20 protein-coding genes are annotated in these 22,136 nt (G+C 63.0%); 12 read left to right on the top strand and 8 right to left on the bottom strand.

The window, feature by feature from the left end:
* Positions 1–470 precede the first annotated feature (470 nt).
* Together istA and istB (RCH22_RS09500) are read left to right on the top strand one after the other, a co-directional pair.
* Positions 471–1,997: an IS21 family transposase gene (gene istA, locus RCH22_RS09505; RefSeq protein WP_327013436.1), complete on the top strand. Its 1,527-nt coding sequence runs from the start codon at positions 471–473 to the stop codon at positions 1,995–1,997.
* On the top strand, positions 1,994–2,776 hold the full coding sequence (gene istB / locus RCH22_RS09500) for an IS21-like element helper ATPase IstB (protein WP_327013767.1): 783 nt from the start codon (positions 1,994–1,996) through the stop codon (positions 2,774–2,776). The genes istA and istB (RCH22_RS09500) overlap by 4 nt, the downstream gene beginning before the upstream one ends.
* A 24-nt stretch (positions 2,777–2,800) precedes the next feature.
* On the opposite strand, the gene istB (RCH22_RS09495) is transcribed toward istB (RCH22_RS09500), so the two are convergent.
* The 5 genes from istB (RCH22_RS09495) to ftsW form a co-directional block, all read right to left on the bottom strand.
* A complete protein-coding gene (istB, locus tag RCH22_RS09495) occupies positions 2,801–3,565 on the bottom strand; it encodes an IS21-like element helper ATPase IstB (protein WP_327013766.1) in 765 nt (254 codons plus the stop codon).
* Positions 3,562–4,803, bottom strand: a complete 1,242-nt coding sequence (locus RCH22_RS09490) for a helix-turn-helix domain-containing protein (RefSeq protein WP_327013765.1) — start codon at positions 4,801–4,803, stop codon at positions 3,562–3,564. Before RCH22_RS09490 ends, istB (RCH22_RS09495) begins: the two co-directional genes overlap by 4 nt.
* Positions 4,804–5,457: 654 nt before the next feature.
* Positions 5,458–6,396 carry an undecaprenyl-diphosphate phosphatase gene (locus RCH22_RS09485; protein WP_327013428.1) on the bottom strand — a complete coding sequence of 313 codons (939 nt, stop codon included), beginning with the start codon at positions 6,394–6,396 and terminating at the stop codon, positions 5,458–5,460.
* 149 nt (positions 6,397–6,545) lie between these two features.
* On the bottom strand, positions 6,546–7,046 hold the full coding sequence (locus RCH22_RS09480; RefSeq protein ID WP_327013427.1) for a low affinity iron permease family protein: 501 nt from the start codon (positions 7,044–7,046) through the stop codon (positions 6,546–6,548).
* 332 nt (positions 7,047–7,378) lie between these two features.
* Entirely contained in the window at positions 7,379–8,521 is a 1,143-nt protein-coding gene (gene ftsW, locus RCH22_RS09475) for a putative lipid II flippase FtsW (RefSeq protein ID WP_327013426.1), read from the bottom strand.
* A 742-nt stretch (positions 8,522–9,263) separates the two neighbouring features.
* Between ftsW and RCH22_RS09470 the strand changes: the two genes are divergently transcribed.
* The 3 genes from RCH22_RS09470 to RCH22_RS09460 all read left to right on the top strand — a co-directional run bounded on the left by RCH22_RS09470 (position 9,264) and on the right by RCH22_RS09460 (position 13,034).
* Positions 9,264–9,527 carry a hypothetical protein gene (locus tag RCH22_RS09470; RefSeq protein ID WP_327013764.1) on the top strand — a complete coding sequence of 88 codons (264 nt, stop codon included), beginning with the start codon at positions 9,264–9,266 and terminating at the stop codon, positions 9,525–9,527.
* Between the two features lie 1,090 nt (positions 9,528–10,617).
* A complete protein-coding gene (locus RCH22_RS09465; protein WP_327013425.1) occupies positions 10,618–11,745 on the top strand; it encodes an LCP family protein in 1,128 nt (375 codons plus the stop codon).
* Between the two features lie 629 nt (positions 11,746–12,374).
* Positions 12,375–13,034 carry a hypothetical protein gene (locus RCH22_RS09460; protein ID WP_327013763.1) on the top strand — a complete coding sequence of 220 codons (660 nt, stop codon included), beginning with the start codon at positions 12,375–12,377 and terminating at the stop codon, positions 13,032–13,034.
* Between the two features lie 468 nt (positions 13,035–13,502).
* Here RCH22_RS09460 and RCH22_RS09455 read toward each other — a convergent pair whose 3' ends face one another.
* The gene (locus RCH22_RS09455; RefSeq protein ID WP_327015491.1) at positions 13,503–14,453 is read right to left on the bottom strand and encodes an alpha/beta hydrolase-fold protein; all 951 of its coding nucleotides are present in this window, start codon (positions 14,451–14,453) and stop codon (positions 13,503–13,505) included.
* 211 nt (positions 14,454–14,664) lie between these two features.
* Positions 14,665–15,537, bottom strand: coding sequence for a hypothetical protein (locus RCH22_RS09450; RefSeq protein ID WP_327013762.1), 873 nt, complete (start codon positions 15,535–15,537; stop codon positions 14,665–14,667).
* Between the two features lie 97 nt (positions 15,538–15,634).
* Between RCH22_RS09450 and RCH22_RS09445 the strand changes: the two genes are divergently transcribed.
* The 7 genes from RCH22_RS09445 to RCH22_RS09415 all read left to right on the top strand — a co-directional run bounded on the left by RCH22_RS09445 (position 15,635) and on the right by RCH22_RS09415 (position 20,089).
* Positions 15,635–15,946: a hypothetical protein gene (locus RCH22_RS09445; RefSeq protein ID WP_327013761.1), complete on the top strand. Its 312-nt coding sequence runs from the start codon at positions 15,635–15,637 to the stop codon at positions 15,944–15,946.
* A gap of 248 nt (positions 15,947–16,194) precedes the next feature.
* Positions 16,195–16,341: a hypothetical protein gene (locus RCH22_RS09440; protein WP_327013760.1), complete on the top strand. Its 147-nt coding sequence runs from the start codon at positions 16,195–16,197 to the stop codon at positions 16,339–16,341.
* A 1,006-nt stretch (positions 16,342–17,347) separates the two neighbouring features.
* Positions 17,348–18,058, top strand: a complete 711-nt coding sequence (locus tag RCH22_RS09435; protein WP_327013759.1) for a hypothetical protein — start codon at positions 17,348–17,350, stop codon at positions 18,056–18,058.
* Positions 18,059–18,175: 117 nt separating this feature from the next.
* Entirely contained in the window at positions 18,176–18,517 is a 342-nt protein-coding gene (locus RCH22_RS09430; protein ID WP_327013758.1) for a hypothetical protein, read from the top strand.
* Positions 18,518–18,794: 277 nt separating this feature from the next.
* Positions 18,795–19,289 (top strand): DUF2127 domain-containing protein, encoded by a 495-nt coding sequence (locus tag RCH22_RS09425; RefSeq protein ID WP_327013757.1) that lies wholly within the window; start codon positions 18,795–18,797, stop codon positions 19,287–19,289.
* 82 nt (positions 19,290–19,371) lie between these two features.
* Positions 19,372–19,812, top strand: coding sequence for a hypothetical protein (locus RCH22_RS09420; RefSeq protein WP_327013756.1), 441 nt, complete (start codon positions 19,372–19,374; stop codon positions 19,810–19,812).
* Positions 19,793–20,089, top strand: a complete 297-nt coding sequence (locus RCH22_RS09415; protein WP_327013755.1) for a histidine phosphatase family protein — start codon at positions 19,793–19,795, stop codon at positions 20,087–20,089. The genes RCH22_RS09420 and RCH22_RS09415 overlap by 20 nt, the downstream gene beginning before the upstream one ends.
* Positions 20,090–20,218: 129 nt before the next feature.
* Here RCH22_RS09415 and RCH22_RS09410 read toward each other — a convergent pair whose 3' ends face one another.
* Positions 20,219–21,832 carry a phospholipase D-like domain-containing protein gene (locus RCH22_RS09410; protein ID WP_327013754.1) on the bottom strand — a complete coding sequence of 538 codons (1,614 nt, stop codon included), beginning with the start codon at positions 21,830–21,832 and terminating at the stop codon, positions 20,219–20,221.
* Positions 21,833–22,136 lie beyond the last annotated feature (304 nt).

The raw sequence follows: 22,136 nt of genomic DNA, 5'->3' as shown, positions 1-22,136 counted from the left end.
CTGCGTGCGGAAGCTGGCTTGCAGAACCGGACGCCCACCGAATCGAACGAGCGTGGCCTTCGCCCTGGCGGCCGGGAAGCTCGCTTGTAGCCAGGCCTTGGTCCAGGAGCTGCGGGCGGTGGAGGGTTTGGCCCGTGTCGATGTGGTCTGCCTGGATAAGACGGGAATTGGACTTCCGTTTTGGATGCACGGGACGCTAACGATTTTGGAACCCATCGGCCGGACCCTGGCTGACGCTGCCTGTGCGAATCTCTCAGACGAGTCCGCAGTGTGGTGTTAGCGGCCATGCCAAACTGCCCATAGGCGGCCACGGAAGTGCCCACTGATGGCCAGTAGAACGGCCCGTTGGTGGCCATGAGATCTGCCCACTTCTATTTCTGAACCCCCGCCCGGTTACGTGGCGGGAGCCCCTTCCTGGGATTTGATGACGGTGTCTAGTCGCATCAAAGTCGCCCAGGAAGGGGCCCTGAATGAAGTTTGACGGAGAAATCATGGAAATACTCGCTGCCTACGACCTGACTGAGTCGTTGCGTGCTGCTGCCGAGCTCACCGGGTGCTCGCATCACACTGTCGCCCGGCACGTCGCGGCGCGCGACGCGGGCCGGCCGCTCGCGGAGCCCGCTTACCGGGGCCGGGTCACGGATCCGTTCTTGCCGAAGATCGAGGAATGGGTGGAGGCGTCGCAGGGCAAGATCCGTGCGGACCGGGCCCACGCGAAACTGATCGGCTTGGGCTACGCGGGTTCGGAGCGGTCGACGCGGCGCGCGGTCGCGCAGGTCCGTGCTGCGTTCCGGCTCGGCCGGGTGCGGGTGCACCGGCCGTGGATCACGGAGCCGGGGATGTGGTTGCAGTATGACTTCGGCGACGGCCCCGTCATCGATGGGAAGAAAACGGTGTTGTTCGTCGCGTGGCTGGCGTGGTCGCGGTTCCGGATTGTGATCGCGTTACGGGACCGCACGGCGCCGAGCGTGTTCGCCGCGCTGGATCGCTCGTTCCGGCTCCTTGGCGGCGCGCCGACCTACGTCCTGACCGATAACGAGAAAACGGTCACCGTGTCTCATGTTGCCGGGGTTCCGGTGCGGAATCCGCAGACGGTGGACTTCGCCCGCCACTACGGGGTGAGCGTGCTCACGTGCCAGCCCGCGGATCCCGCGTCCAAGGGCGGGGTGGAGTCCTCGGTGAAGCTCGCCAAGGCTGACATCGTGCCCAAAGACACCAACCTCCGGCCCGACTACGCGTCGTTCGCCGAGGTCGAAGCGGCCTGCGAAGCATTCATGGCCCTGGTCAACACCCGAGAGCACCGCGCCACCAGGCGGAAGCCGTCGGTGATGCTCGAGGAGGAACGGCCCCGGTTGCACCGGGTCCCTGACACTGCGCACACCGTCGCGCTGGGCCTGACCCGCGCCGTCCCGGAGAACACGCCGATGGTCACGTTCGAGAACGGCCAGTACTCGGTGCCGGCGCACTTGCTCGGCGCCCGTGTCTTCGTCCGCAGCCACGGCGTCGGCTCTGACGAGCAGGTCGTCATTGTCCATGTCGGCAGTGACGGGCCCGTCGAGGTCGCCCGGCACCAAAGGGCCCGGCCCGGCAGCCCGAAGATTGATGACGCGCACTTCCCCGATCACCGGGAGAAGATCCCGGGCGATTACACGATCACCCCGCGCAGCGCGGCCGAGACGGAGTTCCTGGCCATCGGGGCCGGCGCGCACGCGTGGTTGCTCGAGGCGGCCGCGGCCGGGACCGCGCGGATGAACGTGAAGATGGCTGAGGCCGTCGCGCTGGCCAAGATCAGCGGCACCGCCCCGGTCGACGAGGCCCTCGGCCAGGCGGCCACTTATGGTCGTTTCGCGACCGGTGACCTCGCCTCCCTCCTCAGCGCGGGCGCCGCGCGCCCGCCGGCACGGACGGCGGGCGAGACCAGCTCGCTCGCGCAGGGCACCGCCGGGTGGGCTGCGATCGGGCAAGCCGCCGATGACGAGTTGGAGCAGAGCGCGTGAGCGTCACCCAGGCCGCCGCGCCCGCGCTGCCCGCGGACCTGGAAGCGCTCATGCGGCAGTTGAAGATGCCCTACGCCCGCGCCCTGGCGCCGGAACTGATCGCGACCGCCCGGGCGCAACGCTGGGAACCCGTCGAGATCATCAAGGCCCTGTTCGTTGAGGAAGTCAACGGACGATCCCGGTCAATGCTCGCCACCAGGCGCCGGGCCGCGGGGTTCCCAACGGGGAAAACGTTCGACACGTGGGATGAGTCAGCGTCCTCGATCCCAGCCCCGACGCAGCAGGCCCTCCGCACGTTGGAATGGATTGGCCGGAAGGAAAACGTCGTCGTTTGCGGGCCCTCCGGGACTGGGAAGACGTTCTTCCTCGAGGCCCTCGGCCAGCAAGTCGTCGAGGCCGGCATGAGGGTCGCGTGGTTCCGCCTCGAGGACCTCGGCGCTCTCGTCCGCGCGCACCGCGCCGACGACTCCGTCGGCCGGGTCGTTGCCCGGATCCTGCGCTCGGATCTGATCGTGATCGATGACATCGGGCTGCTCGAAGTCGGGGCCGACGCAGCCGAGGGCCTCTATCGACTCGTCGATGCCGCCTACGAGAAACGATCCATTGCGGTCTCGTCGAACCTGCATCCCGCGGGCTTCGACGAACTGATGCCCAAGACCCTCGCGACCGCGACCGTTGACCGGCTCCTGCACCACGCCCACGTCTGCCAGACCTCGGGCGACTCGATCCGCCTCACGCTGTTAACGCCGACTGAAAACAGGGCCACTTCTGCCAACTGAAAACAGGGCCACTCTCGTGTGGTTCTAGTGTGCCGTAGTCGCGGCGGGTTGGTGTTGCTTGAGCCGGTAACTGTTGCCTTTGAGACTGATCACGTCGGCGTGGTGAACGATGCGGTCGATCATCGCGGAGGCGATGGTGAGGTCGCCGAACACGTCGCCCCAGCGGGCGAAGGGCAGGTTGCTCGTCATGATGAGCGAGGCGTGTTCGTAGCGGGAAGACACGAGCTGGAAGAACAGATTCGCGGCGTCCTGGTCGAACGGGATGTAACCGACCTCGTCAACGATGAGCAGGCTGTAACGGCGCAGCCTGATGAGTTCGGCGGCGAGTTTGCCCCGTGAGTGGGCTTCTTGGAGTCGAGTCACCCAGCCCGTCGCAGTGTCGAAGAGGACCCGGTGGCCGGCTTTGGCGGCCTTGATCCCGATCCCGACGGCGAGGTGTGTCTTCCCGGTCCCGGGAGGTCCGAGGAGGACGACATTTTTCGCTTCGGTGAGGAACACGCTCGTGCCCAGGTGCGCGATCAGGTTCCGGTCTGCGGAAGGCTGGTGGTCGAAGTTGAAGTCCTCGAGAGTCTTGTGACCGGGGAACCGGGCGGCCTTGATGCGGAGCGCCGCCCCCGAGGCCTCGCGTTCGGAGACCTCTTTGGAGAGCACTGCGGCGAGGTATTCCTCGTGGGACCAGCCCGCGTCGCGGGCCTGGTCGCCCAGGCGCCGGAACGCTTCACTGATCCGGGGCGCCCGCAACGCGCGAGCGTAGTACTCGATCTGCGACGCCGCTTCCGACCCGGTCATGACGCGACCGCCAACACGGTCGGCGCGGCGTCGATGTCAACGCTGAAGAGCTCGTCGTAGCGGGCCAGCGAGGCCATCTCGACGACGGCCGTGACCGCGGGCCGGCGCGCGCGTTGGGCTTGGAACTGTGCGCGGAGCTCTGCCGCGCGGAGGACATGTGCCGGGTCGGTGACGGTCAGTTGCCGGGCCCATTTCCGGCGGTGGTTGGCGATGAGGACCCCGTCGTGGTGGACGGTCACACGCTCGAGGCTCGCAGCCACGTCAACAACCCGGCCGATCATGGCCGGGTCGACGGAATAGTCGTTGCTGAACGCGCGAACGTAGTAATCCCGTGGGAGCCGGACGCTATTGCGGAACATCACCTCCGGCGCCATCGGCGGCAGGCCGCGCATCGCCGCCCGGTCGATGCGGACCAGGTCCTGTGGGCGGCCTCTGCGTGACCGGGAGAGACGGTTATTCGCGATGGGTAGCCACCCGGCCAGCTGCTGATTGAAGTCGTCGGGAGAGGTGAAAGCACGACCGGACATGAAGCGGCTGCGGAAGAAGCGATTCATCCGCTCGACCATGCCCTTGGACTCAGGATCGCGAGCCTTGAGCAGCTTGATCTGCGTGCCAAGCGTGCCGGCGAACGCGGCGGCGGGATCGGTGAGTTTCCCGCGCCCGATGCCGGTCTCGTTGTCCCAGGTCAGCCGGGCAGGAACGGCCTCGGCCTCCTGCAGTAACGACCACATCCCGCCGAGCAGATCCGGCGTCGTCCGAGACGGCAACATGCGGGCCTGGATGAATCCGGAGAACGTCGACGTCATCACCAGAACCGGCGGCGCAGCAGCCTGGTCATGGCCCAGCGGCAGGTCTTCGTGCGGGAACCAGAGATCACACTGGACCTGGAACCCGGGCGGGTGCACCAGCCGATCCGCGGGATCAGGCACCGCATACTCCGGCCGGAGCTCGGCGATCTTGGCCCGGAACAGCGACGGAGACCCCGACCAGCCCACCCGCTCAGCAGCGGTCGCGGCCGGCATCGTCGGCGTCGCCGCGAGCAACACCCGCACCTGGCCGGCGAACGCGTCGAAACTCGACCCCGTCGGCTCGCGCTGATACGTCGGCGACCGATCCACGGCCAACGCCCGATCCACCGTTCCCCGGGACACTCCGACCAGCCGCGCTATCTCCCGCTTCGAATGCTTCCCCGTCGAATGCAGGTGGCGAATCTCTGCCCAATCATCCAATTTGATCACCTTCCATAATGGTTGGTGGCCCTATTTTCAGTTGGCGTTTCTGGCCCTGTTTTCAGTTGGCGTTAACACACGCAGGCACTCGCCGGGAAAGGCGTCACGAAAATGAACTAAACCAACACCGACCGCGCATGGCCAACGCCACCAACACCCAGGTGGGCAGATCTGTTGGCCATGACCGGGCAATTCTCGTGGCCACCAGCGGGCAATTCTGCTGGCCGCCTACGGGCAGTTCCAATTGGCCATTGACAGTGTGGTCCAGGGCAGCAAAGTGTCCCTCGCAGGGTGCGATTCTTATCACTTGGTCGACGATCCTGTCCCGTCGGTACGCCGGATCAACTTTCCGAACTCGGATTCTAACGCCAGCTGAGATCTACAAAGTCGCGGCGGGGTAGGGACCTCTGACAAAGAGACAGGCGCGAACTGTGACCGGGCGGGTGGCTTGCTGTCGACATCACAGATCCTGAACGAGGGGGAACCATCGGCTATTTGGCTCCCGTGATGACCTCAGGGTGCGGATCGGCGCGGGTGATGCGGGCGCAGTGCACGTCATCGCCCAGAATTCCTCAGCCGAGCGAGGACGTATGGAGTGATGACCGTGTGGGCTCCCAGCAAGGGAATCTCAACTAATTTGACGTGCGGTGTCCTTGCGGACTTCTATGGGAACGCGATCAGGACTACGAAGAAGATGGTTCCGGCGGCGATGCAGTAAATCGCGAAAGGGGTGAGTGTTCTGGTTTCGAAGAAGCGCAGGAGGAATTTCGTGGCTAACCATGCGGCAACGGCCGAGCAGAGTGCACCGAGGAGGAATGCTCCGCTCTGATCGGCCATCTGCGGGCTGAACAGTCCCGGGAGTTTCAGTGCGGCCGCGGCGCCGATGATGGGTGTGGCCAATAGGAAACTGAATCGGGCAGCGGTTTCGTGGTTGAGTCCGGAGAGGAGTCCACCGACCATGGTTGATCCTGATCGGGAGATTCCCGGTAGCAGGGCGGCCGTCTGGGCGACGCCGATTCCGAACGCCTGTTTCCAGGTGAGCTTGGCGATCGTCGCGTCGGACCTCTCGGTCTCGGACATTTGCGTCTCGGCCGAGCGCCCGGGAATGGGGCGTCCGCTCGAAACAGCATCAACGCTCACCCGAGCGGTCAGAGCAAGGTTCGGATGCCGTCGGAGGCGTTCTGCGGTCAGAAGAATGAGGCCGTTGATCACCAGGAATGCGGCAGCGATCAGTGGGGATGCGAAAAGGGACCGGAGGGGCTTCTCCAAGAGCAAGCCCACGATGCCCGCGGGGATTGTTGCGGCGATGAGCAGCCAGGCGAGTTTCGCGTAGATGTCGTCGGGGCCGATTTTACGATCCCGGATGGAACGTCCGAACCCACGGAAAACCCGGATCCAATCCCTAATGAAGAATAGGAAGAGAACGATAGCGGTAGCCAGATGGGTCGCAACGAGAAGCCCGAGGAACGCGGGGCTGCTTTGGTCGATGTTCCAGCCGAATAGTGTGGGCAGGATGACACTATGGCCAAGGCTGGAAATGGGGAACAATTCCGTGATCCCTTGGAGAAATCCCAGAATCACCGCTTGAATCAAGGTGATCATATGAACAGGCTAGAGGTTCCGGTCACCTGCGCCGACGTGCGCCGCCAACGACGACGTCAAGGGTTTCTCAACGTGAACGAAATCGAACGACCGGGACGGTCTGGCCAGGCAGGTCCCGATCTGGTCGGTACCCGGGCCACATTGATTCCCTACGTCGGGGGATCCATCATCGGTGGCGGGGCATCCGTCGCAAGGGCTCGTTTTCGGTTTTCTTGACTGAGGTCTGTGAGGGCCTCCAATTCGTCGTCCGACGCACCTTCCAACGCGATGAGTCGGTCGTCGGCAGTTGGCTGGGCTCGGAGTAACTCGTCGAGCTTGCGCTGGGTTACCGACTGTTGTCGTGCTTGCGTGTGTTGGATTGCGAAGACCATCACGACGGTCACAGATGAGCTCGCAATGTAAAGGACGTTCTCCCACCAGGGAGGAAATTCCGCCGCTACCCCGACCGCGACCCACACTACGAGCGCACTTCCGGCAACCAATCCCGCTGCGGCGTGTTCACTCACTGTGCCGATATTGTGCAAGACCCGGCTACTCCACCGTTTGTCGGGCACGCTCGTCCAGTCGTTCCGTGTCATTTCGCGAGATCGGTCCAGCCGATTCTGGTGGCCCGCGTTGATCGATTCGTTGCCGTTAGCCGCATTCTCCACGCTCGAGAGACTAGGCGTTGTTCCCGTCAAAACAACTGTTCTGGTAGATGCGACGCACAAACTCGGTGGAGCAGGGCACTGTTTCGGCTGGTCGAAAGTGTTGCGCAACCGTGCGTGTTTGATCCGGCGACGATCCTGCCCGGCAGTTCGCCGAGTCGTGGCCGTGAACCGTTTCGGTGGACGGTCCATCGAAGACACAACAGCGAAGGATTTCACAGCGTCGACACCGTGGGTGGACCAAGAATCGATTCCGTGCCGTGTCCACTTCAATCTGCGCGCAGTGTTGCGACGAGAGCGCGCGGGACGAGTTATGGGTGGTCGGCGTCCGGCTTTCAGGGTGGGGGTGTACGCGACGGCGACGGCTCGCTGTGTGCGAAGGAGAGCACGATTCCAATCGCTATGAGGGTGGTGAGGAGGGCGGTGCCCCCAGCAGAAATCAGGGGGAGTGGCACGCCGAGGACAGGGATGAATCCGAGGACGACGCCCATGTTGACGAGTGCTTGACCGATGATCCAGACCATGACGGCCGCAGTACTGACTTTGGCTTGAGGGTTGGTCGTGGCGTTCATGATGCGGAGGAAGGCGATGGCCAGCAGGACGAAAAGGGCGAGCACCACGACTGCGCCGATGAGACCGAGTTCCTCGCCGATGATCGCGAAGATGTAGTCGTTGTCCGCGGCTGGAAGCCAGGACCATTTCGCTTTGGAGTTCCCGAGTCCAACGCCGAAGATACCGCCCGACGCGAGGGCCCACGTGCCGTGCAAGGGTTGCCAGCATGCGGCGGAAATCGTGCCGGTTGAGCCGTCGCAGCCCGTGCCGAAAAAGCTCAGTATCCGGGCCATCCGGTTTCCGCTGGCCATGGCCGCAGCCAGGGCGCCAAGGGCGCCGATCCCCAAGGGGATGGCGAGCATGCGTAGTTTTACGCCGGCGAAGAAGAGGGAGCCGAAGAGGATACCGGCGAGGATTACTGTTGTCCCAAGATCGCCGCGGATCATGACGAGCATGACGGCAGTGCCGCCGATGCCAAAAACGGGCACGAGGACGTGGCGCCAGTCGTCGAGGTGATCTTTCTTCTGTGCCAGAAGCATGCCCAGCCAAATGACGAGGGCGACTTTGATGGCTTCAGATGGCTGGAATTGGAAACTGCCAATAGACAGCCAGTTGGTGTTTCCGGCCACGGTCACACCCAGCGGGGTGAAGACGAGCAACTGAACGAGGCAAGTAGCGATGAGCGTCGGCCAAGCGATACGCTGCCAGAACTTCAACGGCATCCGGCTGAGCACGAGCATCAATGGGACGCCGACCAGGGCGATGGCACCTTGATGAAGCACAACGCCGAAGAAACCCTCGTGAGCAACAAAGGAATCTACTGATGACGAAGACAGGACCATGATCAAGCCCAAGATGACCAAGAACAGCGTGGTTCCCAGGAGCAGAAAATAGTTCGGGGATTCCGAGCGGATCAAACGACCCACGCTAATGCGAGTCGACTGTGACGGTCTATTTGACGGAACCCTGTGGTTGGTCTTTGAACGTGGCGCACCGGTCGGGTTGCGCGAACTCATCACGAACCGAGCCCCTTCTCAGGGGACGCCGCGGAGCCGGAATTTAGTGTGGATTGACCACAATTGCTCGGTACTTCACATACGGTCATATGCGGGGAGTGTCCTGCCGGGTGTGGGATCAGATCAGAGTGCGCGGCAATGGGCTGGGGCGCCACCACGACACTACTGAGGGAATCCCGAACCGCTCGTTCATCCCACTCGTGTCGCGTCGGGTCGCATGTCTCTCCCAGATTGTGCCTGCTCGGAAATCTCTGCTGGAAAAGCCTCGTCGACATTGAGCGCTATCAACAAGGAGCCGAGGAGGTGCGCACGCTGCCTGTATCGCCGGCGTGGACAAGACAGTTCACGGCATTGGCGGTCGCCGTTTTTCGATTCGTAGACTCGCCAGTGCACTGCAGAGCGGAATGAACGGGCTACTCGCAGCGGGCAAAAGTCTTTCGTGGTGTTGCCGCTCGCGATTGCCCCCGCGCGCCGAGTCCCATCCTTTGGAGTAGGGATTCTCCCCTGGAAACGTTTCGTTTCCACACTGGGTGCCACCTGAGTGGTGCTCGCAAATGAATTCAGGATGATGTTCGCGCCGGGTGCCAGGGCAGTTCTGAGAACTGTCAGATGTCGGTCGTAGCCTCGGCACTATCGAACGAGAGGAATCAAGATGATCGCCGGACGATTGGAAACGCGCACGAGTGAAGATATCAACGTCAAAGCGCTCTCAGGATGCGAGTGGCGCGTCACGGATCGGCGCATCGCACGCGACAATGCGCTTTCACTGGTCGGGTTCATTTCGAAAGATGAGGGCAACTACGAGGTGATGGAGTTTGTGGATCCAGTCGAGCATTTCGTCTTCACGACTTGGGATGATGCGGTTGCGCACTTTGTGACGGCAGTGCTCGACGATCACAACAGTGAGTTGAGTTGATCGGCATCAACGGTCTTGTTCGCGGGGATCAGGCCTGTGACCGGCCCCGACCGATCCCTGTCTTCCGCGCCGCTTAGGCAGATGCTGCACCGACGAAGGAGCGAAATACCATTACCTGGGAGTTGCGTAGCGGTCAGGTGTCCCCAGTGAGATAGACACCACTGTCGCCTCGCCACGCGTGCTTTGGGGAAAGGCTAACGGGCTAACGGAGCACATTGGCGCCCTCATGTCGCGCCGTGCCACCGCGCAAGCGTGTCACTATTTTTCCCCCCCAAGCGCGGATGCCAGTAAGGGAGCTCTGAACTCTGACTTGAATGTGCGCGGCTGCGCCGGGAAGAACATGCGTCGATGTTGTTTGATAGATACAGGTTTGCGTTGCCGGGCCCCGTCTCCGACCTCGTAGAAACGGACGGGCGATTTTCGTTTGCTTCAGGTGTCGTCTGAGGATGCTTTCGTAGTCGGTGCGAGGTCGTGTCGGGCACCGCGTGGTAGCTGGTTCCATCTGGTCGGCTGTTGTGGCTTTCGCCCAGCCACGTCCCGGGCAGAACGCGCCCGTCCTTCGTACGGGGGTCCACGATCAGGGCGGGTAGTTGGCCGTACTGGTTAATGTCGACACGAACTCGCGTTTGTGTCCCGTCGGGCAGATGCAGGCTGACGGTCATTGATGGAATTTGTGAACTCCCGTGTTGAACACGCCATCAAACAACGCTGACCCTGATCCGGCGACACTCGTCATCCCCCGTTTGGTGGGCTTGGCGGGCTTCCTGTGAGATTGCGCTGGTCGAGGAGCACTTTCACAGGAATCTCCGGTCACTGCTGGCATACAGTTCGGTCGAAACGACTGTTCGTGGATGTTCCGGTTGGTTAGACCGGGCGGAAGAGGGTTACCGTGACGCACGCTGGGCCCTTGCGTGGGCGTGACCGGAATGCCGGTCAGCCGATCCGGCATGGACGGTTGGCGCCTCGGGGGCCGTGGCGGACGGTCGCGAAGACCTTGGGGATCACCCTTGGTGTGCTTCTGGTTAGTGGGAGCTCCCTTGCGGCGATTGCCGCGTGGGATGTTGCCAGCAGCGTCAAGCCCGGTGTTCATTTGGCCCACCTTGATCAGACGCCCGGCGACACGGCGGCTCCTGCCCCTGCCGCGGACGTGACCGCGATCGCCGGCGGGGTAAACCTGCTATTGACGGGCACGGACACCCGGACCGGCCAGGGCGGGGCCTATGGGACGGCTGCAGAGCTCGCGGGTAGTTCTGGCGCGGGTAACAACGACGTGACCATGCTGCTGCACATTGCGCAGAATCATCAGAGCGTCAGTGTGATTAGTTTCCCCCGGGACCTGATGCTTGCCGTCCCCGCGTGTCCTCAGGCCGATGGTGGGACCGCGTCGGCGTCCAGCCGGGTGATGCTGAATACGACCCTATCTCGTGGTGGCCTGTCGTGCGTTGTGTTGACGATCGAGAAGCTCACCGGCGTCCAGATTCCCTACGCCGCGGAGATTAGCTTCGACGGGGTGACTGCCATGTCGAACGCTGTCGGCGGGGTCACCGTCTGCCTGGCCTCGGCGGTCACCGATCTGTACACGACGCCTCCGTTGCATTTGGCGGCGGGCCAGCAAACCCTCGTCGGCGACGACGCGCTCTCGTTCCTGCGCAGTAGGCACGGTGTCGGTGATGGCAGTGACCTGGGGCGGATTAGTAACCAGCAGCTCTTCATGGCCGCTCTGGTCCGGAAGGTCCAAAGTGGCGGCGTCCTGGGAAACCCGATCGCGTTGTTCTCCCTGGCCAAAGCGGCAACGGGCAACATGGTTCTCTCGGATACGCTGACGAATCCGACGACCTTGGTCCAGATCGCTCTCGCGATCAAGGACACAGGGCTGGCGAACATGGTCTTCGTGCAGTACCCCACCATCACTGACCCGGCCGAGCCAGGACGGGTGATCGCCCAGTCCAGTGCCGCCACAGTCTTGAACACGGCTTTGGTCGCGGATAAACCATTGCAGCTCTCTGGGGCCCCAGGCCGGGCGGCCGTGCTCCCGAGTAGCGCCCCGGTGGCCCCTGTTCCCACGCCAGCCGCGACCGCAAAACCTGGTTCCACATCCACACCGGTTCCAACGCCGACGGCGAACCCCGTGGCCGCGCCCGCTGGGGCCAATGCCGTGCTCCCGTCCAGCGTGACCGGTCAGACCGCTGATCAGCAAACCTGTACGAAGGGCAACTAGATCCACCGCCAAGAGAACCGTACAACTCCCATCTCGAACCGCACCGATTGGCCCGTCACTCCTGGTGAACCGTGCGTCGGTAGCGACGTGCTTGCGGCGCTCCGGAGATGACTGATCGACTGCCGGGTCGCCCGATTCCTGCCCAACGTTCCTGAGGTTCAGGGGCATTGTGCAAAACTGGCCGCCGAACAAACGAGAGGGGCATCAGGTGAACGACTCACACTTCAACGCGGACGGGAACGAGTCGCGTGGCCTGAGATTGCCACGGGGGGATTGGACGAACACTCCGGGCCGGAAGTCCGGGTTTTGGATAACGCTTGCCAGCATCTTGTTCGCAGTTGTGTTCCCGTTTGCCGCTTCATCGCCACGGTAGTGGGGCTCGGGCTCTCCGTCCGGGCATACGGTTTGATCCCGGTCGGTGCGCCCGGTCGCGGTTTGACAGTGGCAACGATAGTGCTAGCGATAGCAACGATTCTCGCGGTGGCGATGAGGGAACAGGGTTCAACACCATTCCTCACCTAGTCGCACGGAAACCTGCGCGAGTACAGCAAACGGTGCGTCGGCGCTTCGAAGAGTCGTTTCACCCGTGACGGCGTCGACGTGATTGGGGATCGCTTACACTCTCGACTGTGACTGAAACGTCGACGCCTATTGTGAGGCACGAGCACCGCTGGCCGGTCCTGGCCGCAATCATCCTGAGCCTGGTTCTGTATCTGCTCATTCCTGAGAAGGTACAGATTCTGCCCCGGTGGGTCATCCCGCTGTTGGGCTTGCTCCTGCTGATCCCGTTGACGATCCTCAACCCACGCCGACTATCGAGGGAGACCACATGGTCCCGGTGGTTATCCATTGGGCTCGCGTCATTGCTGACCCTGGCCAATCAAGTCACCGTTGTCTTCACGGTCCGACAGCTTCTCTATGGGGGAGTGAACGGTCCGGATGTCCTCCTCACTGCGCTGCAGGTTTGGGTTACGAACGTGATTGCATTCTCGTTGGTGTATTGGGAGCTGGACCGGTCAGGTCCAGTTGCGCGTCGCGACGCAGCCCAGTGGGCGACGGCGACTGTGGACTTCCGTTTCCCACAACATGACGGGGCGCCAGGGGGCGAGAACTGGCGGCCAAGCTACTTGGACTACGCCTACATCTCGTTGACGAACATGATGGCGTTCAGCCCCACGGACGTTATGCCACTCACGCACCGAGCGAAAATGTTGATGGCGTACCAGGCACTGACCGGGTTCATTCTGCTCGCCCTGGTCATTTCCCGCGCGGTGAACATCCTCAACTGACCCCGGAAGCCACTAACTCGAGCAAATAGGGCCAGACACGCACCGCAAAATCGAACGGGTCCCGGAGACCATCCAGGAGTTTCTGACGGCTCTCGCAAACGCAGCATCGCGATACCGGAGTGCCCCATCCACTGTTTCAAGGCCTGGGGGCGATCGAGCGGTTGAAGTTTGGAGCTTTTGAATTAGTGTCGTTGTCCGCGGACGGGGCTTGGTGAGGACCAGTGATGCCAGCGGCATGATCCGAGAAGGTTCTGTCGCGTTGCCCACCCGAGGATTTGGGACTAGTGCTCAGTACCAACCCCAATAGGGTACCAACGCTTGCGAAATTTGAACTCTCGACGAAGCGGTCGTAAGACCCAATAGGTAGGTGCCCTCAGAGCCGGAGATGCTACGTCGGGTCGGAGTGATGGGATCCGCCTCCTCTCAGGTGTCCACTGATCAGGGCTGGCCGGATAGCGGCGTGCGGGACTATGGCTGCGGTGATGCGTTCAGAAATCCGAGGCGTGGGGCGAGAACATCGAACGCCTTCGTGAGTCCTCCGAGGAGCGCTCCGACGCTGTGGCCTTCGCCGGGAACTTCGTAGTAGCTGGTCACCATGCCGGCATCCAGGGCCACGGCACTCAACGCCTTCTGGGGTGGACCGATCACGGAGTCATCCGCCCCGACGGTGAACATGGCCTCGGTATCGGGGTAGTGCGTGGACGACATCAAGGTAGCTGGTTTTGTCGCGTCGTAGGCGGCTTGGTCTCCACCGAAGACGTCGGCGAGAACCGTGGGCTCAGATTCCGTGCCGGCGAAGGTCGTCCCGGACGCGCTGATCACGTTTCCCCAGACGTCCGGAAACTTGGTAGCAAGGGAAATGGCGCATTGGCCGCCGTTTGAGAACCCCGCAATTGTCCAATCGACGCGATCAGTTTCAATGTGCAGGTTCGCGCGTGCCCAGTTGACGACATCCTTCTCAATGTAGGTCTGCACATTCCCGTGCGACGGAGTGTCCAGGCAGAGTGAATCGACACTCGGATCACCGAGTTGGTCCGCAACCACGACAATGGGGGCCTGACCGTCATGGGTGAGGGCGAACGTGTCGAGGACTGAACCGATGTAGGACGCGTCCGGGTTCCCGGGTTGTCCCATCATCATGAGCACGAAGGGGAGTGGCGGAACGTCGGTGGCCACGGCGGCCGGAGGGAGGTACACCTCGGCATCCCTGGCGGCGAAATTGGATGCGGTTGCCGGAATATGCACCGTCTCAATAGTGCCCGTGATGGCGAGGGCCGACGCCGGCCGGGGCGCGTCCGATGGGGACTGAGAGGTCTGATTGGCAGCGGAAGCCGGGTGGACGACAATGAACCCGCCTGCGGCTCCCAGGACGAGGAGAGTGACACCCGCGATGAGGGCCTTGCTGCGCCCTGAATTCATTCTCACAGGTTGTGTCTCGCTTCTATCAGTTGACTATGGAACGCCCATGCATCGACCGCTGCTCGATTCCTGTCGGAGGCGATCGAGTCGGGGCCGAGCGAGAATGCAGGGCTTCCGATGCGGGCGCTGCATCCGTAGAACGCGTCAGGGCAAGTTATGGTGAACCGGCAGCGCGACGGCAGAGAAGTGCCGGCGCGCTGCCGGGTCGGCGTTATTTGAGTGCGCCGCGGATGGTCTTGGCATCGGTCCGTGCCTGTTTGAGTGCTGCGCTCGCGGTGGTCGCGGATGCCTTGAAGGGTTTCATCACGTCGTGGTTACCATCGTACTGTTCGGGTGTGGCGGCGAGTGAACCGGCGGCCAGTCCGGCTACAGCGCTGGCGGCGGTACCGATCTGGGCGGCCATGTCTGTCACGCTCGCCTGCAAAGCCGCGGTGGACTTAGAAGCGTCCTTTCCTGATAGCAGGCCCGAGAGCCGGGTCTGTTCGGCGGTGAGCTGCGCTGCCGTCTTCGAGGTGACAGTGTCTGCAAGTGCCGTGTACGCGGCTTGGGGAATTGAGACCGAGTAGACACGGTAGGTAGTGAAAATGGTGGCGTAGTCGATTTTGGCCTGTGCCAGTTCTGTGTCAGCAGCGATCTTTGCCGCAAGGGTGTTCATGCCGGCGAGGTCGGTATTGAGGTTCTCCAGTAGGGCAGACTTGTCGGAGGCGGTCAGGAAGGCGTTGGCGGTGACTTTTGTGATCGCAGTGTTCAAAGAGGTGATTCGTTTCGCGGTCGCGGTCGCGGCTGATTCCTGCACGTTGGTGAGCGTGCCTAGCGTTTTCGTGGGACCGGCTGTGGATGTAGGCGCCGGTGCGGGTGTCGCGTCAGCGAATGCGGGTGTGCTGCCAAGGGCAGCGAATGCGGTGATGGCAACGACACCAAGGATGCTGGATCGCGTAATAGTTCGATTCACGGAAAGGACTCCCAATTCGGTCATGGATGTCGAAGAGAATCCGACGTGGTCCACACTGCCCGCTTCCTGTTCGAGAAGTGTGAGATCAATGTTCGGGTTCGGTAAGGCCGGCACATCGCGCGAGCGCTCCATTATGGCGAACCCTTCATCGCGGAGGTAAGTCGACGCAGTTGCAGACGACAGGGGACTAGTGCTGGTCGTAGAAGACGATTCGGAGTCCAAAGGGATCGTGGAGCGCGCCAACCAGTTCCTGGAGACCTCGTTCCTGCCCGGCCGCAGCTTCTCCTCGATCACGGACTTCAACGAGCAGCTGCAGCAGTGGCTGCCGACGGCCAACAGCCGCTCGGATCGTTCGCTGCAGGCCCGGCCGATCGACAGGGCCACCGAGGACTGGGTGGCGATGCGGGCCGTCCCGCGACCACCGGTCGGGTTCACCACCCGGAAAAGGCTGCCGCGGGCAGACCACGTTCGCGTCTCCGGCAACGACTACTCAGTCGACCCGCAGCGATTGGCCGGATGGTCGACGTTCACGCGGACCTGACGCACGTCACCGTCCGGCTCAACGATCAGGTCATCGCCTCCCCCGAAAGGGCGATGGGTTCGGCCGCCACGATCACATACTCGGAGCATGTGACGCTCGGGAGGTATTTCGGACCGGGAACGCCATTCCGGTGACGCGTGCGGAGTTCGAGCGGTTGCGCTACTTCATGCAAAATCCGCGTCGGCTGATGACCAAGGCGCAGATCCCGCACGAAATTAGGGGTTGATTTCGGCGACCAATCCTCCGACGTGGAAATCTACGTTTCCTATCAGCGGAAGAAGTTCGATGCAGGCCATGAAGCCATGATTCACACTGTGCGCGGCAGCGGATACTCCTCAAAGCTGCTGATATCGAACGGCAAGAAGATGAACGGGATGGCCCGCGCAAGGGCCTGAACAGGACGATGCGAGGCACGGGCTTTCGGGGGTGCCCCCGTGTATCCCACGAAACCATCAGCGTCGCCCTGGGTTCCGGCTGGTGCTGCGTCCGGACCGATCACCTCGACGACACGCACCCACCCGAGTAAAGATTCGTGAAACTTCGCGTCACTGGTCGCCCTCGGCGCGGCTCATGTTCCCTGCATCATGACCCGATAGCTCTCGACGGCCACGCGACCGCTGCAACCCTACGGCCGACTAAGAAGAGGACGTGTAAGAGCTGGCGCACAACTGTACCGATCGCTCTCGCCATAGTTGCGACACGTGCGCCGTGCGTGTGCTCGTTCACTCTCTCGCCGAGGTCACGCTGACCAGGGTTGACTTCGAGAACTTTTAGCGCAAACAGATCGCGAAATTTGATCCACGATTAAGGGCACTCATCCTCCTTAACCAAATGGGGATTTCCGCCCCGGATCGGAGGGCTCTGGGCCGCCGTCGAACGGGCGTGCCCAGATGTGCGCGCATTCTTGAGTTCCCCAGTGAGGGACTGCGGCGGGAATCTCAGCCGTGAGGCGAGGACATCGAAGGCCTTCGTGAGGCCGCCCGTGAGGGCCCCGACCGTGTGTCCCTCGCCGAGGACTTCGTAGTAGCTGGACTCCATGCCTGCATCCGAAGCGTCCGCGTTGAGTGCTCTTTGAGGCAGCCAGACCTGAGGATGCCTACTCAAATTTTGCTGAAAACGGGCTGCGGGGTGCGCCGCCTGCCTTTGAGAAGACGTCCTTGGCTGCGGCCCGACAACGTAACTTATTGATTGCGTGAAATGATAGGACGTCCGGCTTTGGACTGACATTGTCTCCGTACAAATGATTCAGGCCGGCTGAGCGATTGGGGTGGGCGCACCTTCGACTTCTGGTCGGTCAACATTGTCGATGGTCCGCTGATCGAGACGTGCTTTGCGTTGTCGGGGATCGCGGTAATTCTTCTTATCGACAAGCGTCGGACTTGGCGCTGGGTCGCTACCGTCGTGGCCTCTCTCGCTGCCGGTGCACTCGCGGCCGGACTCGTGTGGCTGGTCTTCGTTCGAGGACTGGATCTGTTTGGCGTATCGCTGGGCCACGTGACCTACTCCTGGGTGACGGCGGCTTTCGCCGCGATCGGCCTGGCGCTGGCAAATCTTTGGGATACACGGTCCCTCCGCAGACTCTGTGCGGCACTGTCCATCGCGCTCTTTCTGTTGACCGGGGCATTGGGTATCAACGCGGAGTTCGGGCTCAACCGCACCGTCGGTTCAGTCTTCGGTGTCAGCATTGAAAGGCCGATTACCTTGACACCTGCTACCGGTACCTCGACGGTCGCTTCATCGTCCGGTCCGCTCTGGCAGAGCTGGACTCCACCGGTCGACATGCCGGCCACTGGAACAACAGGCACGCAGGTCATTCCCAGCCCACTATCCGGGTTCTCGTCGCGGCCCGCCGGGATCTATCTTCCGCCCGCGGCACTGGTCCCTAACGCCCCGGAACTTCCATTGGTCATCATGCTGATGGGCCAGCCCAGGGACCCTGATCCGCAATACGTCGCGGCGACTCTGGACCGGGATGCCGCCCAACACGGCGGTCTCGCACCGATCGTCATCGTGGCGGATCAGCTCGGGGATCCCAGCGCTGACCCGCTGTGCCTTGACACGGCCGCCTACGGCAATGCCGAGACCTTCCTGACGCGGGATGTCGTCAACTAGGCCCTAGCCAACCTCCACATCATCCGGGATCACCGTTTCTGGACGATCGCCGGTTTCTCCAACGGCGGTCAATGTGCGATCTCCCTGGCCGCGAAACATCCCGGCCTCTGGTCGAACGTGATCGACATCTCCGGGGAGTCCTTCCCCGGATCCGACATCCAGGGAGAGGTCCTGCAGTACGCATTCGGAGGGGACCAGGCAGCCTACGACGTTCAACACCCGATCAACTTGCTCTCCGGTCGCCAGTATTCCGACGACGTCGCGATCTTTACCGCTGGCAGTGACGATCCCGGGATCCTGGCCGGACAGCGTGACGTCGCCGCAGCGGCGCAAAGGGCCGGGATGGCGGTAACCGTGCGCGAGATCCCGAATGGTGGCCATTCCGTGCGCGCATTGGATGGTGGTCTCGATGTAGGGTTTGACGTGCTCTATCCGCGGTTCGGCCTTTCCGCACCCTGACGCGACGAATTCCTCTCCGGGAAGGGGCTGAGACAGGGAATTGCGCGGAGTAGTGGCGAGGCGTAAAATTGCCTGCTTCGGGGGATGTGCAAATCGGTGCACCTCGTCAGGTTCGATTTCCTGAATCCTCCACCAGAGCGACGGCGGCATGAGCGGTGCAGGTCGAGCTTGTCCGGTGAGATGCTCCTGGTCAGCCCGAGAATGCAGGACAACAATGTGCAGGCGATCAACGACGCCGTGGTGGTGGGGATCACTCTGAACCCTGCGGTCATCAGCGATGCCCACCGAGTCCCGACGCCCGCCGACCGTGATTGATCGGCTCTATGCCGTCGGGGTGAGCATCAAGGGTGTCGATGGTGTCATCGAACTCCTTGCTGGTCTTCTGCTTTGGCTCTCTCCGACGCTGGCTCATGCTCTGCTCGCTGGTGTGGCGGGCGAGGCTCGGGAGGGCGATTCCGGCGTCCTCCGCTTCATCGCTCGAAATATGGGCCGGTTGGACTCCGACCTCGCGCACAGTGGACTGGTTTTCCTGATCGTTTTCTTGATCGCTCATGGCGCTGTCAAGGTGGCGCTTGTCTATTGTCTTGTGCGGAAGTGGCACCGTGCATATCCCTATGCGCTGGGAATTTTGATCGCGTTCCTGGCGTACCAGCTCTACGCATTTGTCCTCACCCCAACCGTGGGCATAGGTCTCTTCACGGTCTTGGACGCCGCAATCATCGTGCTGGTCTACAAGGAATACCGAGAACTGAATCCTCGGGTCAACACCTGACGCGACATCTCCGCTGAGCCGCCGAGATCGTCCCCTCCCAGTAAGCCAGTTCGCCGTGGAAGAGTGGGGGTACGGTTCACGCATGTCGACGCCCGAGTGGGATTCTGAAGATCCGAATGCCCAGCTGGAGGTAGGGGCGCTCCGCCCAGATAGCGACGACTTGCTCCGCAGCACACCCTTGCGGCTCCGGGAATGGCTGTTGGCGCCAATGGTTCTGGCCCTGGCGGGTGGGGCCGCAATCGCGGTCCTCATCGGAATGGCGCTTCCGTATGGTTTGACCTTCTCGGGGTGGGGCATACTTTCCGTGGCAGGCTTGGTCATCGTCTACGCGGTGCTGTTTGCCTGGTCGGGGTATCGAGCATATGCGCGGGACACGCCCGCAACGTCCGCGTCGTTTCTCTCGCTCAAGGTCGCAGGGTTCTCCGCTCTGGTTACAGTCGCGATACTCGCCGGCGTGATTGGCGCGAGCTTTCTCGTTGTGATGATCGGTCTCGGAAGCGCCGTTGCTCTCTTCGGAAAGTGACACGCCTCGTGAGACGGTCGAGGAGGTCGCCGCCCGCGCATCGCGGGTGCTCACGCGGGTGCTGCCTGCGATGGAGGAGGGAAACGTCGCCCTGATCGCGCACGGCCATTTCCTGCGCATTCTGGCAGCCGTGTACCTGAGAATGGCCCCTCGCTTCGGTGCTCAAATCACCCTGGACGCTGGATTGGTCTCCGTGCTCAGCTTCTACTGCGAGCAGCCGGCCATCGTGTCGTGGAACTACGGAGCCGAACTTCCCTTGGTGCCCTCGGAGTCCTAAGACGCAACTCAAGCTGCTCAAGGACTTGCGATTCGGTGACGGCTGCTGTTGTGTCGGCACCGGAGCGAGGTTGAACATTTCGCGGATGCGGCTGCCTGGGCGAAACCGTCGGACCTAGGACTGCGCGGCCTAAAAGCGCGCGGTACCTCGCAGCGGGCGGGGCCGGCCATCCGGGTCCATGACGAAGCGCCCGATGGGGACCGCCCAGAGCCGCTGGATGCGCGTGACCGGTTCGGGAGTGTGGTGGCGCACTCGTCCCGTGGGGCGGGTCGCGCGGTGGCCGGTTGCGTGCCAGTCGTCGAGGCCGTCGGCGGTGGTGTTCCACAGGCGGAGCGCGGCGGCGGGGTCGCCGAGCGCGGGATCGTCCGGGTCCAGGCCCAGGTGCTCCGACCACAGTTGCAGGCGGAGGTCCCGGGCCAGGCGCCCGGAAGCATCGGGGCCGTTCCCTGCGCCGGGTGCTTCCGGGGTGCCCGGGGTGGTATCGATGACGGCGCACGTGAGCTCACTGTCGGTGGTCCACGATCGGCGATTGAAGTTGTCCGAGCCACAGGTGACCCACGTGTCGTCGACGATGCACACCTTGGCGTGCACGTAGATCGGAGTGCCCGCGGCGTTCTCGAGGTCGAAAACGCCGACCCGGCCTGGCGCGGCGCGGCTGAGCATGCTGAGTGCCCGCAACTGGCCCAGCCGGCTTGCCGGCCCGGCGAGACGCCCGTCGGAGTCGGGATACCGGGGCACAACGACGATCACGGTCAACTCGGGGTTGCGTGTGAGGGCCGCCGCGAGAGCGGCTGCGACTTCCCTGGACCACAGGTACTGGTCCTCTATGTAGATCAGCGAGCGTGCGCGGGCGAAGGCCTTCCCGTAGGCGCGGGCAATGCTGCGCTCCCCGGCAGGCGCGAACGGGAACGGCGGGCGCTTCACACCGTAGGTGCGCAGCAGCTGCACGGCGTGCGGGCCCGCCGGCGGCGGTGCTGGCGCGGATTCCGGCAGGGGCCTGGGGTGCCGGGGCATGCGGGCGAGACGCTGTAGCAGCATCCGATAGGGCGTGCGCCGGTCCAGTGGGTGAGGGTCGTTCCATCGCTCGGCGAACACCGCCAGTAGGTCTGCCACCACGGGGCCGTGCAGTTCGAGGGAGGCATCGTGCCACGGCGGGCGTTTGCCGTACCGCGGATCCATATCCAGCGCCTGCGGGTCTCCCGTGTGTCCGGCGTCGTCCCGGCGGCCGTGGCAAAGGTCGAGTCCGCCGACGAACGCGATGTCCCGCGACGGGTCGTCCCGACGGCGGATGACGAAGAACTTCTGGTGATGCGAGCCGAAGAGGCGCACGCGCTGGTCCAGCAGCACCTCGCCGCCGGCCTCGTTGATCTCGCGACCCAGCCGTTCGTTGGAGCGGCCGCTCATCGGGGCCGACACGCTTTCCCCGTGGGATCTCCAGACAAGGCCGCGCACTTCCACTCCCGAGCGGGCCAGCCCAGCGAGCAGATCGCCGATCGATGGCCCGTCCGGCAGCATCCGCTCGTCGGCATCGCCACGCCAGTCTGTGAACCAGACGCGGTCTCCCGCCTGCAACGCCGTCAACTCCTCGTGCAGCCGGGCGAAGTAGGTGGTGCCATGCACCAGGGGCACCACGAGGTTGCCCTCCGACCAGGCCGGCGATCCGGCACTACCCGCATGCACGTCCGTGGACAGGTTTCCGCGCTCGGCCCGGCTCAGGAACCAGGTACTCGGATCAGTGCGCACGCGATGCACTTTACGGCACGACCGATCCGAGGCCGAGGATCACTCCTGCACATCCTCGGGTGGGATAAGGGATCCGTGGAAGTGCTGCTGCCGGAACCATCCCGATGTGCCTCCACCGGGGATCTGATGCAGCCAAACGGGCAATGAAACGACCGTGATGTCTCCTTCAGGAGCAGCCGCGTGGATTTCGCACATGGACTGGCTCACCGACCCGTCCGCGGAGCCGGGCAAACGCAATGCCCCAGTGGAAAGAGCGCGGGTGTTAGTTCCAGTTTGGAGTCGCTACGAGAACCGATGGGACCTC

The sequence above is a fragment of the Cryobacterium sp. GrIS_2_6 genome (assembly GCF_035984545.1).
In the GTDB taxonomy this organism is placed as follows: Bacteria; Actinomycetota; Actinomycetes; order Actinomycetales; family Microbacteriaceae; genus Cryobacterium.
Note: the sequence above shows the minus strand (reverse complement) of the source record. Positions and strands in the feature narration are given on the sequence as shown.